The 15,589-nt window shown below is 41.1% G+C and carries 14 protein-coding genes and 1 CRISPR repeat array; of the genes, 6 read left to right on the plus strand and 8 right to left on the minus strand.

Annotated features, from left to right (window positions below; translation table 11 throughout):
- Nucleotides 1-11: 11 nt before the first annotated feature.
- Nucleotides 12-848 carry an HAD family hydrolase gene (locus AACX33_RS01415; protein WP_193998434.1) on the minus strand — a complete coding sequence of 279 codons (837 nt, stop codon included), beginning with the start codon at nt 846-848 and terminating at the stop codon, nt 12-14.
- A gap of 121 nt (nt 849-969) precedes the next feature.
- On the opposite strand from AACX33_RS01415, the gene AACX33_RS01420 reads away from it, so the two are divergent.
- On the plus strand, nt 970-1,788 hold the full coding sequence (locus AACX33_RS01420; RefSeq protein ID WP_193998435.1) for a hypothetical protein: 819 nt from the start codon (nt 970-972) through the stop codon (nt 1,786-1,788).
- A gap of 60 nt (nt 1,789-1,848) precedes the next feature.
- On the opposite strand, the gene AACX33_RS01425 is transcribed toward AACX33_RS01420, so the two are convergent.
- The 6 genes from AACX33_RS01425 to psbP form a co-directional block, all read right to left on the minus strand.
- Complete coding sequence (locus AACX33_RS01425; protein WP_193998436.1) at nt 1,849-2,562, minus strand: DevA family ABC transporter ATP-binding protein; 714 nt, start codon at nt 2,560-2,562, stop codon at nt 1,849-1,851.
- A 149-nt stretch (nt 2,563-2,711) separates the two neighbouring features.
- Complete coding sequence (devC, locus tag AACX33_RS01430) at nt 2,712-3,866, minus strand: ABC transporter permease DevC (protein ID WP_193998437.1); 1,155 nt, start codon at nt 3,864-3,866, stop codon at nt 2,712-2,714.
- A gap of 130 nt (nt 3,867-3,996) precedes the next feature.
- Entirely contained in the window at nt 3,997-5,436 is a 1,440-nt protein-coding gene (locus AACX33_RS01435; RefSeq protein WP_193998438.1) for an HlyD family efflux transporter periplasmic adaptor subunit, read from the minus strand.
- Between the two features lie 892 nt (nt 5,437-6,328).
- Nucleotides 6,329-7,066, minus strand: coding sequence for a phycocyanobilin:ferredoxin oxidoreductase (locus AACX33_RS01440; RefSeq protein ID WP_193998439.1), 738 nt, complete (start codon nt 7,064-7,066; stop codon nt 6,329-6,331).
- Nucleotides 7,067-7,206: 140 nt separating this feature from the next.
- Nucleotides 7,207-8,172: a CRISPR direct-repeat array (repeat unit 37 nt; unit sequence GTTTCAATCCCTAATAGGGATTATGTGTGATTTCAAC).
- 260 nt (nt 8,173-8,432) lie between these two features.
- Nucleotides 8,433-9,026, minus strand: a complete 594-nt coding sequence (locus AACX33_RS01445) for a Maf family protein (RefSeq protein WP_193998440.1) — start codon at nt 9,024-9,026, stop codon at nt 8,433-8,435.
- A 78-nt stretch (nt 9,027-9,104) separates the two neighbouring features.
- A complete protein-coding gene (gene psbP / locus AACX33_RS01450; RefSeq protein WP_193998441.1) occupies nt 9,105-9,650 on the minus strand; it encodes a photosystem II reaction center PsbP in 546 nt (181 codons plus the stop codon).
- Nucleotides 9,651-10,063: 413 nt separating this feature from the next.
- Between psbP and AACX33_RS01455 the strand changes: the two genes are divergently transcribed.
- The gene (locus tag AACX33_RS01455) at nt 10,064-10,687 is read left to right on the plus strand and encodes a J domain-containing protein (RefSeq protein ID WP_193998442.1); all 624 of its coding nucleotides are present in this window, start codon (nt 10,064-10,066) and stop codon (nt 10,685-10,687) included.
- A 541-nt stretch (nt 10,688-11,228) separates the two neighbouring features.
- Here AACX33_RS01455 and AACX33_RS01460 read toward each other — a convergent pair.
- Entirely contained in the window at nt 11,229-11,471 is a 243-nt protein-coding gene (locus AACX33_RS01460) for a hypothetical protein (RefSeq protein WP_193998443.1), read from the minus strand.
- Nucleotides 11,472-11,888: 417 nt separating this feature from the next.
- On the opposite strand from AACX33_RS01460, the gene AACX33_RS01465 reads away from it, so the two are divergent.
- From AACX33_RS01465 to AACX33_RS01480, 4 genes are all read left to right on the plus strand, one after another.
- Complete coding sequence (locus AACX33_RS01465) at nt 11,889-12,920, plus strand: FecCD family ABC transporter permease (protein WP_193998444.1); 1,032 nt, start codon at nt 11,889-11,891, stop codon at nt 12,918-12,920.
- The gene (locus AACX33_RS01470; protein WP_193998445.1) at nt 12,917-13,963 is read left to right on the plus strand and encodes a FecCD family ABC transporter permease; all 1,047 of its coding nucleotides are present in this window, start codon (nt 12,917-12,919) and stop codon (nt 13,961-13,963) included. Before AACX33_RS01465 ends, AACX33_RS01470 begins: the two co-directional genes overlap by 4 nt.
- Nucleotides 13,960-14,769: an ABC transporter ATP-binding protein gene (locus tag AACX33_RS01475; RefSeq protein WP_193998446.1), complete on the plus strand. Its 810-nt coding sequence runs from the start codon at nt 13,960-13,962 to the stop codon at nt 14,767-14,769. The genes AACX33_RS01470 and AACX33_RS01475 overlap by 4 nt, the downstream gene beginning before the upstream one ends.
- Nucleotides 14,770-15,197: 428 nt before the next feature.
- Complete coding sequence (locus AACX33_RS01480) at nt 15,198-15,458, plus strand: MoaD/ThiS family protein (protein ID WP_193998447.1); 261 nt, start codon at nt 15,198-15,200, stop codon at nt 15,456-15,458.
- Nucleotides 15,459-15,589: the final 131 nt, after the last annotated feature.

A 15,589-nucleotide genomic window follows, 5' to 3' on the forward strand; every position in this document is an offset into this window, starting at 1 on the left:
CTCCCTACTCCCTACTCCCTACTCCCCACTCCCCACTCCCTCTGTATTTCCCCCCTTGCTAAAAGATAACTACATAACTCGCAAAAACCTGATCCTTCCGCCGCCGTAGTTATATAAGTAGGTTGATGTTGCAACTGATTTGCATATCTCCGTACATTCGCTACACCTACAGAATTAGAAAAATGATCTTGATTAAATAAACTTTCGTCATTGGGACTATCACCCACAGTCAGCACTTGTTCTGGGGAAAACTCAGGTAAGTATTCTTGCAACACTTGCAATAATCCTACAGCCTTATCTTGCCCTTGGGGTTTAATGTGACACTGCACATTACTATAAGTAAATCCCCAACCCATTTCTTGACAAAGATTACTCAGTATGTTTAAGTCATCTGAAGTCAAATTTGCCACATCAAATGTCCAATCAGTGACCCGAAAACGATTGTCGGCGGATTCCTGGATTTGGGGAAATTTGGTTTTTAAAGCCGCAAAAGCCCGACCTAAACCCTGGCGATGGGCTGCTAAGTCAATAATGTCCGTTAAATTTACTGGTTGATCATGCCCAGATGGATAGAATAGACCACCGTTTTCGGCGATCGCCCCCACAATAGGCAACAAGTGACTCAATCCACTCATCCACCCCGCAGAACGTCCAGTCACAATTAATACTTTTATCCCAGCCACCGCTAAATCTTCTAAAGCTTGCAGCAATGTCGCCGAAAATTTGCCCCTTTCCGTGAGCGTACCATCCATATCTGTAGCAATTAGGCGAATATTCTGAAATGAAGCCTGAGAAAGTTGTTTCAAGGTGGGTGAATATCCTAGAGGGAAGTTGGGGTGACTGTACATATTACATATAAGGTTTCATCTTTAGTTTAAAAAATAATTATCATACAGCTAAATGGTATTCAGGATTTGGGCATCCTAAAAATAATAAGTTAAGTATTTCTGGTTTGATAATTCCCCAATCATGCTAAATTCAATGTCTATTGCCCAATTTCCTCAAACAAAGACGATCAAGGTCTCCCAACAAGTGCTAGCAAATCAACCTCAACTACCATCACTTTTAGCTATGACCTCTGCTGGACTGGGGTTAGTGCTAATTGCTTTGATCTTCTATGGCAAATTTCAGCTAAATACGTTAGAGAAAAAAGTCAAATTTCAAAAATTCCGGGCGCGAGAGCTAGAAAAGAAGTTTAAACTAGCGCTGGAAACTATTCGCAAAATGGAAACTAATCCCGATTTAGTGAATTCACGGGATTTTAACTTAGATTATCTGCGAATGCGGATGTCTGAAGAAGTGTTTCACTTTGCCATCTTGAATCAAATTAAAATCCAGGTCAAAGATAAAATTTCTCAAGCATTGCGTCCACATCAAGCCGACCAAGGAGTTATTGGCATTGCTAGCAGTGGAAGGCAGGTAGATGAAACTTTTGATGTGGAATATGAGACTGGTATTGGTGCAAAACTCGCTAAAAGAGTGCTATTTCGGGTTCAACTGCGGTTAATCAAGTTACCAACACAAGCGACTTCTGCCACTATTAGCCAAATTATTGACTGTATTGAAACTTATCTTAGTCCCGTTGAAGGTGAGGATAGTTGGCAACCGTCAATTCAAGGGCGGATTATCTATATGCATTGGGATCAAAAGGCTAAACCTACTCCCTTACTGGTGCTAGAACAATCTAATGATGGTGTGAATGTAACTTTTCGCACAAGTCGCCAACCAACTATGGCTGTACCAAAGAAGCCTTCTGGAGTTAAGAGATCCGATTCTCCCAGATCATAGTTTTGACTTCAGGGTGCTGCAATCTGGTTGTGGGTGATTCGTTGAGTTAGGAGTTAGCAATTATGGTTTTTCACTGATAACTACACTTGGTGAATCACGGGCTAAAAGACCATCTTCCATTTCCACAATGCGATCAGCTATGTCCAAGATGCGATTATCGTGAGTTACTAGCAAAATAGAAGTTCCTTGTTCTTTAGCAAGTCCCTGCATGATTTCTACAACATCACGTCCTGATTGTTTGTCCAAAGCTGCCGTGGGTTCGTCTGCTAGCACTAAGGGAGGACTATTGACTAGGGCGCGGGCGATCGCTATTCTTTGTTTTTGTCCACCAGAAAGGCTGTCTGGGTAGTAAGTCACTTTATCCTGCAAACCAACTGCTCCCAGCATGGCTTGTGATTTAGCAATTGCTTCATTTTGAGTGACATGATCATTCAACTCCACCGCCATCTGCACATTTTGTGTGGCACTTAAGAAACCCAACAAATTATGAGCTTGAAAAATATAACCAATATTACGCCGAATTTGCACTAGTCTATTTTGACTAGCACCAGACATTTCTACACCTAAAAACTTTAAACTGCCCTCTTGTACAGACCGCAACCCACCAATTAAGCTCAGTAACGTTGTTTTACCTGAACCTGACGGCCCCGTCATAATCACAATTTCCCCAGGATAAACCTCTAGGTTAATGTCAAATAGAATCTGTTTTTTTAATGCGCCTTTGCCATAGTAGTGGTTGAGGTTTTTTATGGCAATTACAGGTTCTTGTCTCATATTCAAGTAGGTGATTAGGTGTTAGTTGTTCCGATATGGAACTGTAGTGCCTGTAAATAATGAATATATATCACTTACCAATTATAAATCAAATTTATGCATAAATATTGAGAATTTACATTTAATTTGTAATTGATAACTGATAACTATTAAAAGATATCTGCTGGATCGGCAGAACGTAATTTACGTACAGCGATCGCGCCGGAAACAAAACACATAATTATCGTGAGAATCAACACAGTTATGGCTCGTTCATAACTCATAAACACTGGTAATAGTGTAGCGTCTCTAGCACTGGAGTACATAAACATCGCAATAATCCATCCAGGAATATATCCTAAGCAAGCTAATAGCAATGCTTCTTGAAGAATGACAGTTAATAAGTATTTTTGCGTATAACCGATTGCCTTCAACGTAGCATATTCTGACAAGTGATCGGAAACTTCGGTATAAAGGATTTGATAAACAATTACAGTGCCGACAATAAAGCCCATAATTGTACCTAAAGTGAAGATAAATCCAATAGCCGTACTACTTGCCCAATAATTGCGCTCAAAATCAATAAATTCTTGTTTCGTTAAAACATTAATATCTTCAGGTAAATAACTCCGCAATTGTTGGGCGACTATATTGGCATTTTGTCCTCGATTTAGTCTAATTAAACCAATATCAATTAATCCTCGTTGACGGTTAGCGAATATCCTCAAAAAATTCACATCACTGGTAATTAAATTACCATCTGCGCCAAAAGATGCACCTAAAGTAAATAATCCATCCACTTTAACTCGTCTTCTTTGTACTTCTGCTGTTAAAGTGTTTCCTTGCTTCAATTCTGCCGCAATTGGACCATATTCTTCTCTAGAAGAACTGTCAAATAAAACCACATCAGGTAGTTTCAATTTATCCAAATTTTCCTCAACCCCAGGCAAATCAAACAGATTAGATTCGGGATTCATGCCAAAAATCAGAATGCTCCGGGGGCGACCTGTGACTGGATTTCGCCAAGTTGTATAATCCAAATATATCGGATGTACAGATTCTACTGCTTGTAATTCTAAAGCTTTATACAATCTTCTTTGGGAAAAGGTTTGCATTGCTAGCAATGCGTTAGATTGTTGATTAATTAAAACGATGTCGCCCTGTAGGCTACCATGTAACCGAACGTTACTATAATAGAGTGCATCCCGAAAACCAATTTGCATAAACATCAGAATATCGGCAAAGGCAATTCCTGCCAGAGCCACGGCTAGGCGACTTTTGTCTCTCGTCAGTTGTAGCCAGGACAGGGGGATTTTACGATTCATTATTCGTAATTGTTAATTCATTATTCGTAATTAAGGAAGCCATTAAAATTTAAATTTTGGATGGGAATATTTCATCCAAAATCTAAAATTCTGTCTTGGTCAAATTCTTGGTGCAAATTGGGATTAATACTCAATCAGAATTTGATTCTTTATTAATTTGGGCAATTACCTTAGCATTGGTAAAACCAGAAACTCGCTGGCTATCTTCTGCAAGCAAGGCAATTTTGACTTCCACAACTCTCGCGTCTACATCTGCGACTGGATCTGTACTCAAGACATCTTTTTTGCCAATTTTTCTGCCAATTTCAGTGACAGTTCCCTTTAATTCCCCAATAAATGCGCCATTTTCGCTCGTGATTGTAGCAGTTTGACCTATACGCACTTCACCAATAGTATCTTCAGGAACTTCAGCAACGACGGTCATTTGATTGGTTTCTCCAATCTCCGCAATGCCATTTGCACTGATAGCTTCTCCTGATTTGGTGTGAACTGCTAAGATTTCTCCAGTAATGGGTGCTTGAACGTAGGTTAATTTTAGTTCGGCTTCGGCTCTTTTAACATTAGCGATCGCATTACTAACTTGAGCTTCTCCCCTCTGGATATCAGTAGGACGAAATTCTTGGATTCTGCTGAGTCTAGCTTGTTCTTCGTTAATCTGACTTTGCAAAGTCATGATCGTTTTATCACGGTTAACTGTGGCTTCTACAAGCTGTTGTTGCAAAGTTGCCAAACTTGTTACCTGGTTGGCTCTAGCCTCAGCTAGTTGTTGCTTGAGAGTCGCCTGCACCTGTCGCAGATTAACCTGGCTTTCAATCACTTGCTGATTAGAAGTGACCGCACTTAGTCTCCTTCTATCCCGTTCTTGCTGGGAAATAGCACCTTCTTTGTACAACATATCATACCGTCCGGCATCAACTTGAGCATTGCGCTGTTCGGCTTGGATGCGGGAAATAGTTGCTTTTAAACTATCTTGTTGTCCTCTGAGTTCAGCTTCTAGGCGATTAACTGTGGCTTGTAGAGTCAGTTTTTCTCCACTCAACTGAGCAGCTATCCGCGCAATTGTCGCTTGTTGAGCATCCCTTTCTCCCTTTAACTGGGCTTGTAAGCGAGCAATAACTGCTGTTTGAGCTTCAATATCTCTGGGGGAGCCAACTTTGACTTGAGCTAAATTAGCCCGCACTTCTTGCAGTCTGGCTTTTGCTTCTTCTACGGCTGCTAATTGGGTGTCATGGTTGTCTAAAATCGCCACCACTTGACCTTTTCTGACTCGCTCACCTTCATTCACGAAAATTTGCTGAACTCGTGAGGAAGATTGCAATCCGGCTGCGGGTGCAGAAAGTCTCAAAACTTCTCCTTTTGGTTCCAAACGCCCCACAGAGCTAATGCTATTGCTCAGTGGTTTTAGGGGTACAGATGGGCTGAGTTTTTTCAGTTGCTCAACTTTAGCTGTAGTTAGTAGCCCGGCGGCGATGACAATTGGTAGGGCGACAGCGATACCCCACCAAATCTTAGGTTGTTCCGGATCAAGTAGCAGCTCTCTTGAGCTTGGCTTCTCAGTCACCCTTGACATGGTTGTTGCCCGTTTGTTGAATTGTGCTTATGGAAATAAAAAAGTGAATTAGGGGTGGTTATCCCAATTGTTAATGCGTAATTGGTCAATCAATTTTGGACTTACGTCAAACAATTTTTAGTAACTAGCACGCTGATAACAACAAAGAGAAGAAACAGTAATTTCAAGCTGGTAATTGCTGAAAATCTACTGTTAGATGCACGCTCAACCCTACAAATGTCTACAATGGTGCTGACTAAAGAAACATTTCAGTAGCTGTGAATATCATTGAGAGTTGCATCACCCAAATACAATTTTTGATTGCAGCCTGGTATAAATTTAGTAAATATAATTACGCGGACGAGTATTTGTGAGGAAAATCTCACAAGTGTTTTCTCAAACTTAGATCACTTTTGCTCAATTTTTTAGAGGCTATACCAACAGTCTCAAAAAAACTTTTCTGCTGCCAAAGTGAGTATTTTGTCATCCAAATTGTCTGTGAGGACTTAGGCGTGAGCGCTCAGTCAAAAGTTGCGCTTTGTTTGCCCACAATACAGGCTCACATACACAATCTGCCTGTACAAGCTAATTAGGCGCATCTATGGCTACGCCACGCAAGTGTGATTAAGACATGGTATTAGTCAACGGTCAACTACAAATATATGTCAACGAGAGCATTCCTCACATTACAATTTCCTTAACTTTTGGGTCAACCAATTAGTAAGTTTTTTTGAAGTCCTTGATATTAGGAATATTTGCTCTCAGACTTTGCTGCTGTTGTCTTACTCCATTAAACTCTTATTGAATAAATTCTACATTCATTAGTTACGAGAAAACGTAACAGAACCTACAGATGGGGGAGATGAGGGGGATGGGGGAATTAATCAGTTTTGGTTCTGTTAGCAAGCACTTTTTAGTCTGGTAAATCAAATAATACTGTAGTCATGTAATTTTCTGCCCAGTCTTGACCAAAGGCTTTTTCTAGTACCCGGCGGGTTTTGTCGTTTTGTTGCTGTTTGGTGCAGTAGTTGCGTTGTCCGGCTAAAATCTGCAACGATTTTTCTGCTGAAACTGGACTGGAGGCGATCGCTTGAGTACAATGAATTTCTAACATTTCTTTGACACGGGAAAGAAACATCGTCTCTTCTTCTGGGGAACCAGGACGGACAAAGATGCAAAAATCGGAGAATATCTGACCCCATTCTGGTAAGTCACGGGGTTGGGAAAAGTTAAGCTCTGTGAGGGCTGTGAGTTCGGTGTTATATGATGCAGGTAAGGTACGTTCTAAGTCTACAGGTGATAGGTCTGCGATCGCCGCACTAATTTGACCTCTACCCCCAACTAAGTCACAACCAAACATGGGTAAGTCATATTCTGGACGGGGAAACATCACACAATGCAAAATATCTAGCATATTCCCCACTTTTGCTAGTTCTAAGTGCAGTTTGCGGAATTGGGGTGTTTGATAGCAGCGATTTTCTATGATCAGTTTTTCGCCTTCCAGTCTACCTTCTACATACCCCAGTTCAGCAGGTAAATGGTAAGGAGATAGTTCTAAGTGTTCATGCCAAACTGCTTCTATACAATCAGCTAGTTGATGAATTAAGGGATGTTGTTGTTCTCGCAGCGAGGTGGTAGGAGTAAATGACATCTTTTTCTTGCAAATTCTATCTAGTTGTCAGTCTACCTTCTCCTGTGTCACTTCTGTTTTGGCTGGTAATATAAGAATATATTTTTTTCTCACGCAAAGGCGCAAAGGCGCAAAGAAGACCGCAGAATTTTGATCTCCGTGTTTCAATCCCTAATAGGGATTATGGGTGATTTCAACTAAACCCCGCGCCTACAATCTACAGGTTCACCACTGGGTTTCAATCCCTAATAGGGATTATGTGTGATTTCAACAACGCAAGTCGATGGTGATTCTGTAGCTTTGGCGGCTGTTTCAATCCCTAATAGGGATTATGTGTGATTTCAACTCACCTCAAATTCTCCCGTGGATTGCTCATCTTTGCCGGTTTCAATCCCTAATAGGGATTATGTGTGATTTCAACTCAAGTCACACATCTCATCTCACCTATCTTCTGTTTCAATCCCTAATAGGGATTATGTGTGATTTCAACCTACATAGCTATTTTTAGCTGATTTTAGATGCCAGAGTTTCAATCCCTAATAGGGATTATGTGTGATTTCAACAGTTTGCCACTGCCACCATAGATTTTCTTCATCGTGTTTCAATCCCTAATAGGGATTATGTGTGATTTCAACGAATAGTTTTAGTGCAATGGTTGACAACTTACGTTTCAATCCCTAATAGGGATTATGTGTGATTTCAACGATTGCGATGGTTCGCCGCCGTACTCAAAAAAGTTTCAATCCCTAATAGGGATTATGTGTGATTTCAACTTTACTACCTCCCAGTACCGGAACCCAGTAGAGTGTTTCAATCCCTAATAGGGATTATGTGTGATTTCAACGTGGGGTTGTTACCGCCACTAGATTGAAAATTGTTTCAATCCCTAATAGGGATTATGTGTGATTTCAACCTATGGGGATTTTGCTAGCTATCAAATCAGGGCTTGGTTTCAATCCCTAATAGGGATTATGTGTGATTTCAACGTTGAGTTTCTTGCTTGGTGGTAAGAATCGATGTTTCAATCCCTAATAGGGATTATGTGTGATTTCAACATTGGTTTCCGAAAAATCCACCCCTCTGGTGCATCGTTTCAATCCCTAATAGGGATTATGTGTGATTTCAACTGCCCAGGGCTGAAAGCTTGTAATTATGGGGTTTTCAAGGTGCGGTTGCGTCAATCTAAAACAAGAATAACCTTTCAGGCATGAGGGTGTCAATACTAACACTTAAGCAAATCTCCTCAAAAGCAACTATGGCAATAGTTTCGTGGGTTTGCGTCAACCTCAATATTAGAGTTATAGGGTTCAAAACCTTACAGCGTAAGCATTTGCGACGTTAAAATTCACCTTGTTTAAAAAACACCTACTGGTTGACGCAAAATTAACTATTGCCAGAAATCTGTAACATCGTATTCCAAATCTTCTAGCATCTGCCGCAGCAGGGGTAAACTCAGTCCAATGACGTTGCTGTGACAACCTTCGATTTTTTCCACAAATAAACTACCAAAACCCTCAAGGGCGAAAGCACCAGCACACTTGAGGGGTTCGCCTGTATTCACATAAGCTTGAATTGTGCGATCGCTCATTTGGGCAAAGTAGACTCTTGTTACCTGACACCTAACTAAAGTGCGGTTTTGGCAAAGGTCAATCAACACATGACCAGTATACAAGTCGCCAAATTTACCTTGCATTAAATGCCAACGAGCGATCGCTTCTCTAGCATCGGCTGGCTTACCATAAATCTCACCATTCACCGCCAAAACCGAATCACAACCCATAATCAACGCTGATTCAAACTGGGGAACCACAGTTTCCGCCTTGCGTTGGGCGAGAATTTGCACTAACTGTGCAGGTTCATCGAGTTTAATTTGCGACTCATCAAAATCACTAGGCTGAACTATCGGTGTAATCCCAACAGTTTGCAGCAAGCGGTGGCGCGCCGGGGAAGCTGAAGCAAGTACAAATTGAGGTGTTTTCATGAGACTTTTGCTAAAAGTGGAAATTTTTAATTAGGTATCGGGGAAGAATCTACATTTCCCCTGATTCCCCACTTTCCATTAATACACCGAGAAAGAATTTACAACATTTTCCATCAACCCTTGAACTCGCTGCCAACGTCTTTCAGGAATTGAAGCGTTAAAGGTATAAAGTTTACCACGGCTGACAGCCACACTAGTAATATTATGTCTGTCTTCCCGATTAGGCAGTTTCACCTCATACTCTAAAATGTAGTATGTTTTCCCCTGAGATTCTCGTTCAAAAGCATTGACCAATTCCGCCGAACGACCAGAATCAGGAGGAGCAAGAGCCGCCTTGGCTAATTTATACCCTACTTCCGTGGGTGTCCCCAGTTCCGTCAAGCTTTTATTATCGGGTACAGGACTAATGACCACAGAAACATTTTCCGATACTTCAATCAAATCGTGAAACACTACATCAGGACCATCAGCCACCTTCACTTGTAACCAACCGTTAGGATATAAAAACTCATAGCCATCATAAGAGTCTACAAAGCTTTTGAATCCAGCCGCCGAAGCTACACCAGGATTACTGAGACTGATGCTCAAAACCAATAGCAAAATAAATACAATTCTTTTCCACATTTTTTAATATTCCTTTGGGCTGGAAACAAATCAGACAATGTGATTTCTCGTTTTTATTGTCCCATCAACCGGGTCGCTTCGCATGAATTACCACATCAGAAAATGGGAGAAAGCCTGAAATATAAACAGATTTATGCTCACAACTCAAGAATTACGCTGGTTTCACCCTGAAATCATGCCGACAGAAATTGCAGTTAAGTTTCAGGAAAAATGTCGGCTTGATGTCATAGAACAACCAGAAAAATCGGAATAATTGTGTCTTTACCGATCCGTATTAGCTAGGGCTGGTTCAACTGCGACTAATTTCCCCAGAGTAAAACTCCACAAAAACAGTCAAATGTGAACGATAAATTATATGATTAGTCTTTATAATTAAAATCTGAAGGCTGGAACCAGATAGCTGATAGATCAAGATGGATCTTGGAGATTGCTACCGTTTATTGGGTTTAAGGTCAGGAGCTTCTTTTGCTGACATCAAAGCGTCTTACAGACGATTGGCGCAGCAATATCATCCCGATATTAACCCAAATGACATAAGAGCTAAAGATAAATTTATTGCTTTGACAGAGGCTTACAAAGTCCTTTTAACTGTAGTACCTTCCGAGGAGATCGCCCAACCGTCAAGTGATTCGGCTACGTTTAGGCGTGATCATACTCAGTCCACACGCTCAGAAAAAGCACCAACCACCACAGTCACAGTTGAAAAACCACCCACACCAAAACCGCCTAATCTGGTGGAAATAGAACAGCGACTCAAGTGGAAGACTTATGAGCAACTGCAACGGTTTTTAAAAGAAAAAAGATTTCCCCAAGCGATCGCCCTGGCGGAAGCTTTAGCCGCACGTTTACCCATAGACAAAGAGGTGCGCCAATGGTTAGCGATCGCCTATCAAATCTGGGGAAGGGCCTTAATTTCGGATCATCAACTCTTGAAAGCCCGAATTTATCTCAAAAAAGCCCTCAAAACAGATCCTAACAATAAAGCTCTATCCCTAGAAGTGCAGCGAGACTTCCAGAAAATAGAGCAGTTCTATTGAGAAAAACTCATGCTTATCTGAGAAATACTTCCCAAATCCTTCTCTGGAAAGAAATCCCGCATTTGGGAGTCAGATTAAAGGTTTGTAGTCAGGACTAAACTCCTGGCTCTCTCCTACAATCGAAGTTTAGCAATACGCGCAGCTATTTTCGCTAACCTAAGTAGGTAGGCACAATAAAACCGATATATGTTTAGTTTTGTAAAAACAGCGAAATAACCTATCTGTAAGGCATTTGTTGAATTTACATTTCGTCACATAGTTGAAAATTTTTCCACCCACCTACTTAAGTCCCTTTGATAATTAAACGACTTAGTTTAGGGAACACCAAAAAATAAATTCCCCAAAAATCGTAGGGTGGGTTAGCGCAGCGTAACCCACCATAAACTTCAGGATAATGCTAGGTTACGGACTAATGTCTTAACCCACCCTACTGGACTGAGAATCTGAAAATGTTGCATTATGTTTGTCTTGTGGAACAGGCAAGATGCCTGTTCTGGGCGGTATCAGTTTAGGGATAGCAAGCCCGCACCGTACCCTTGCATCAACTTTCCTCTTCCTCTTCCTCTTCCTCTGGCTCAACCTCAACCTCAACCTCTGGTAAAGTATCGGGGCTTGGCAAATCGCTGACAGTTATGCGAATTCGTGCAGGGTATTCTTCGCCCCCATATCTAAATACGGCATCATCAACTCGGATTTTGCCCTTTTTTCCTTTTCCTCCAGAGAGGATTTCCTGCTCTTCCACGGATAAATCCATCAGATCAGTGTTTATGCTGTGTACTGGCATAATTCTTTACCTCACTTACGTTTTAAGTAGTTACCTACTTAAATTGAACTATAAGCAGCATCTAGAGATTATTCATAATTCCCCAGACATAAACTTCTATCTGTCTAAAAGCAGGTTTGCTCAAACATGGTCATAGTCAGTGCTAACACACAGCACAATCGATAAAATTGCTAATTTTTATAAATTATTAGTATTTATTCTCAGTTCCTTAATATCAAGCCAGGAGAAATATTATCTCATGGCAATATAAAAAATTGTGACTTCGTGAAAAACCTCAATCACTGGAAATATCTGCTTTTAGCTGATTAATTCGACGAACCTATTTAAATAAATAACAATTTATGTTATTTAACTTTATATGCACTTGAAATAAACTGTCAATCATTTCACACCTTTTTGAGAATAAATATCAGATGGATGAATAAATCAACTTCCTCTTTAAACAGAGGATTTTTACAGTCCCTAACTTTACCCGTTGGGGGTTTAGTTTTAGGACTACTAATTCTCGTCATATGCCTAATCTTCAGCGTTACTCTCGGCGCAGCAGATATTTCCTTAGATACAGTTTATACAGCCTTGACTGACTTTGATGGCTCTAAAGACCATTTAATTATTCGTACAGTTAGATTACCGCGATCGCTCCTCGCCGTCATCGTAGGTGCAGCAATTTCCGTATCAGGCGCACTCATGCAAGGTATAACCCGTAACCCATTAGCTGACCCAGGCATCTTGGGAATTAATGCCGGTGCATCCTTCGCTGTTGTCATCGCCATCTTTATCTTTGGTACATCTGCACCGAGTGTTTATATTTGGTATGCCTTCGCAGGCGCGGGAATTACCGCCATCAGCGTTTATTTTCTAGCTTCCCTTGGTCGCAGTGGGATAACGCCTCTCAATCTCACCATTGCTGGTGCAGCCATTAGTGCTTTACTTGCATCACTAATCACCACCATCTTAATTGTTAGTCAACGCACATTAGAAGAAATTCGCTTTTGGTTAGCAGGTTCCTTAGCAGGTGCTGATGCCAATATCATTGGTCAAGTGTTGCCTTACATTTGTATTGGCTTAATCTTGGCATTCCTCCTGGGAAGACAAATCACCATTCTCAGTCTGGGAGAAGATATTGCCCAAGGATTAGGTCAACAAACCCTATGGATAAAAATTGCCGCTGCCATTAGTGTTTTTCTTTTACAAGGTAGTGCAGTCGCAGTTGCTGGTGGTATTGGATTTATTGGTTTAGTAGTTCCCCACATGGTGCGCTTTTTCGTTGGGGTAGATTACCGATGGATCCTACCTTATAGCGCCCTATTTGGCTCAATTCTCCTGTTAGGTTCAGATATCATTGCCAGATTGGTAATTCGACCCCAAGAAATCCCCGTAGGGATTATGACAGCCTTAGTGGGTGCGCCATTCTTCATTTATTTAGCCAAAAATAAAATCAAAAAATGAGGAATAATAGCTTAATTTTCCGTTCTAAAACATTTCCCATTTCTTTCCGCCTGCAAAAACGTGTTCCCATTGTTTTACTCATCCTAGTAATCATTACTTTGGTAACAATGGTAATTAGCACTTCCATCGGCGAATATCCCACACCACCCCTAGCCGTAATTCAAACAGTTTTGGGCATAGATACGGGAAATCCTGAATATACTTTTGTCATCAAGACTCTCAGACTACCACGAACTTTAACAGCCGGACTTGTGGGCATGGCCTTAGCAATTTCTGGGACAATTATGCAAGGTATCACCAGAAATCCTTTAGCTGACCCCGGAATTATTGGGATTAATGCTGGTGCTGGACTAGCTGCTGTGGCCTTGATTGTCCTGTTTCCCAATGTACCAGCGGGAACTTTGCCTCTAGCCGCCTTTGCTGGTGCTTTAGCTGCTTCTGTAATCATTTACCTACTAGCTTATGATAGTGGTACTCATCCCATTCGCCTGATTTTAATTGGTGTGGGAATTTCTGCTGTCACTGGTGCTTTTACTAGCCTATTGGTGACATTTGGCGAGATTAATAATGTTAGTCAAGCCTTAGTTTGGCTAGCTGGTAGTGTTTATGGCCGCAGTTGGGAACAGTTAATAGCTTTATTGCCTTGGTTGATCGTATTTATCCCCTTAGCTTTAGTTAGCGCCCCACAATTAAACGCTTTAGCTCTAGGCGATGAATTAGCAAAAGGTTTAGGTAGTCGCGTAGAGTGGCAACGCAGTTTTTTAATATTAATTAGTGCCGCACTTTCTGGTGCAGCAGTCGCCACGGCTGGAACCATTGGTTTTGTGGGATTAATTGCGCCGCACATTGCCCGTCAGTTAGTCGGTGGTAATCATCAAGGGTTAATTCCTGTATCAGCAATATGGGGAGCCATGCTTGTAGTTATCGCTGATTTGTTGGGCAGAATTGTTTTCGCTCCTGTGGAACTTCCTTGTGGAATTGTGACTGCGGTAATTGGCGCTCCTTACTTTATATATCTATTAGTAAAAACTCGCAAAAAATGAAATTAGATACTCAAGTTGCTCATCAACTATCAGCGAATAATTTAACTCTTGGTTATGATGGTGTAACCATAGTAAAAAATTTGGATTTGACTATACCTAAAGGAAAAATTACGGCCTTAGTTGGCGCTAATGGTTGCGGTAAATCTACACTTTTACGAGGGTTAGCTAGGTTATTAAAACCGCATGGAGGTACAGTGTATTTAGATGCGGCAGATTTATTTAAGTTATCTACAAAAGATGTCGCTAAAAAATTAGGAATTTTGGCTCAAGGGCCAGTTGCACCAGAAGGTTTAACAGTCAGAGATTTAGTGGCTTGTGGACGATTTCCCTATCAAAATTGGATGCAGCAGTGGACTAAAGAAGATGAAAGATTTGTCGAGATAGCTTTAGAAACCACGAGAATGAAAGAACTCGCTGAACGTGAGTTAGATACCCTTTCTGGTGGACAGCGACAACGTGCTTGGATTGCGATGGCACTGGCGCAGAATACGGATATATTACTGTTAGATGAACCGACAACTTTTTTAGATTTAGCGCATCAAATTGAAGTTTTAGATTTGTTGTGGGAATTAAACCAAAATCATGGCAGAACTTTAGTGATGGTGTTGCATGATTTAAACCAAGCTTGTCGTTATGCAGATTATTTGGTAGCAGTCAAGCAGGGTAGGGTTTATACTAATGGCACGCCAGAAGAAGTGATGAGTAAAACTACTGTGCAAGAAGTATTTGGGTTAGATTCTCAGATTGTTACAGACCCGGTTTCTGGGACACCCATGTGTATTCCTATTAGTCGAATCCGGTGTTGAAGAATAATTTTCATAAAGTACAGAACCTCACCCCCAACCCCTCTCCTTGCTTTTGCGTAGCGTCTCCCTCTTCTCCCAAAAGTCTACGGTGTACACACAAGTCCTATCTATCTGCATTTGAACCTATTTCGCCCCCTAAATCCCCTGCCCCCGTGACCCCCAAACTTGGGGGTAAAATGGGGGACTTTGAAAATTCTTGTCCCCCCATAATTGGAGGGGGCGATTCGATCACTTGTGTGTACACGCTAGCGCCTGCCGTAGGATGCCCGAAGGGCTGTAGGGAGAAGGAGAGGGGAGTATTTCAAAAATTAAATAAAATTGCTGATTGCTTGCCTAATGTAACGACATAAGCTATGAGTAATAGATTAAGAGTGTGACTTTTGACCTCCATCTAGGCTGAAAATCCTAGCCTATTCTCATTGTTTTTTATGTACCAGTCTACAATTACGGTAACCGTTAAGTTGTTTGCTGCTTATCAAGAAGCCTATGGAGTATCAGAACTGATACTGGAATTTCCTGATGGTAAACCAGTAAGCGCGGTGTGCGATCGCCTGATTGCTGAACACCCAGAACTCACCCAATGGCGTGACCTCACCCGTTTTGGGATTAATTTAATATTTGTCGAACCAGATACCCTACTGCAAGATGGCGATGAAGTCGTGCTAATTCCGCCTGTCAGTGGTGGCTAATTTTTAATTCGTAATTCGTAATTCGTAATTCGTAATTCGTAATTCGTAATTCGTAATTCGTAATTCGTAATTCGTAATTCGTAATTCGTAATTCGTAATTCGTAATTCGTAATTCGTAATTCGTAATTCGT

Source organism: Nodularia sp. LEGE 04288, assembly GCF_963896525.1.
Lineage (GTDB): Bacteria > Cyanobacteriota > Cyanobacteriia > Cyanobacteriales > Nostocaceae > Nodularia.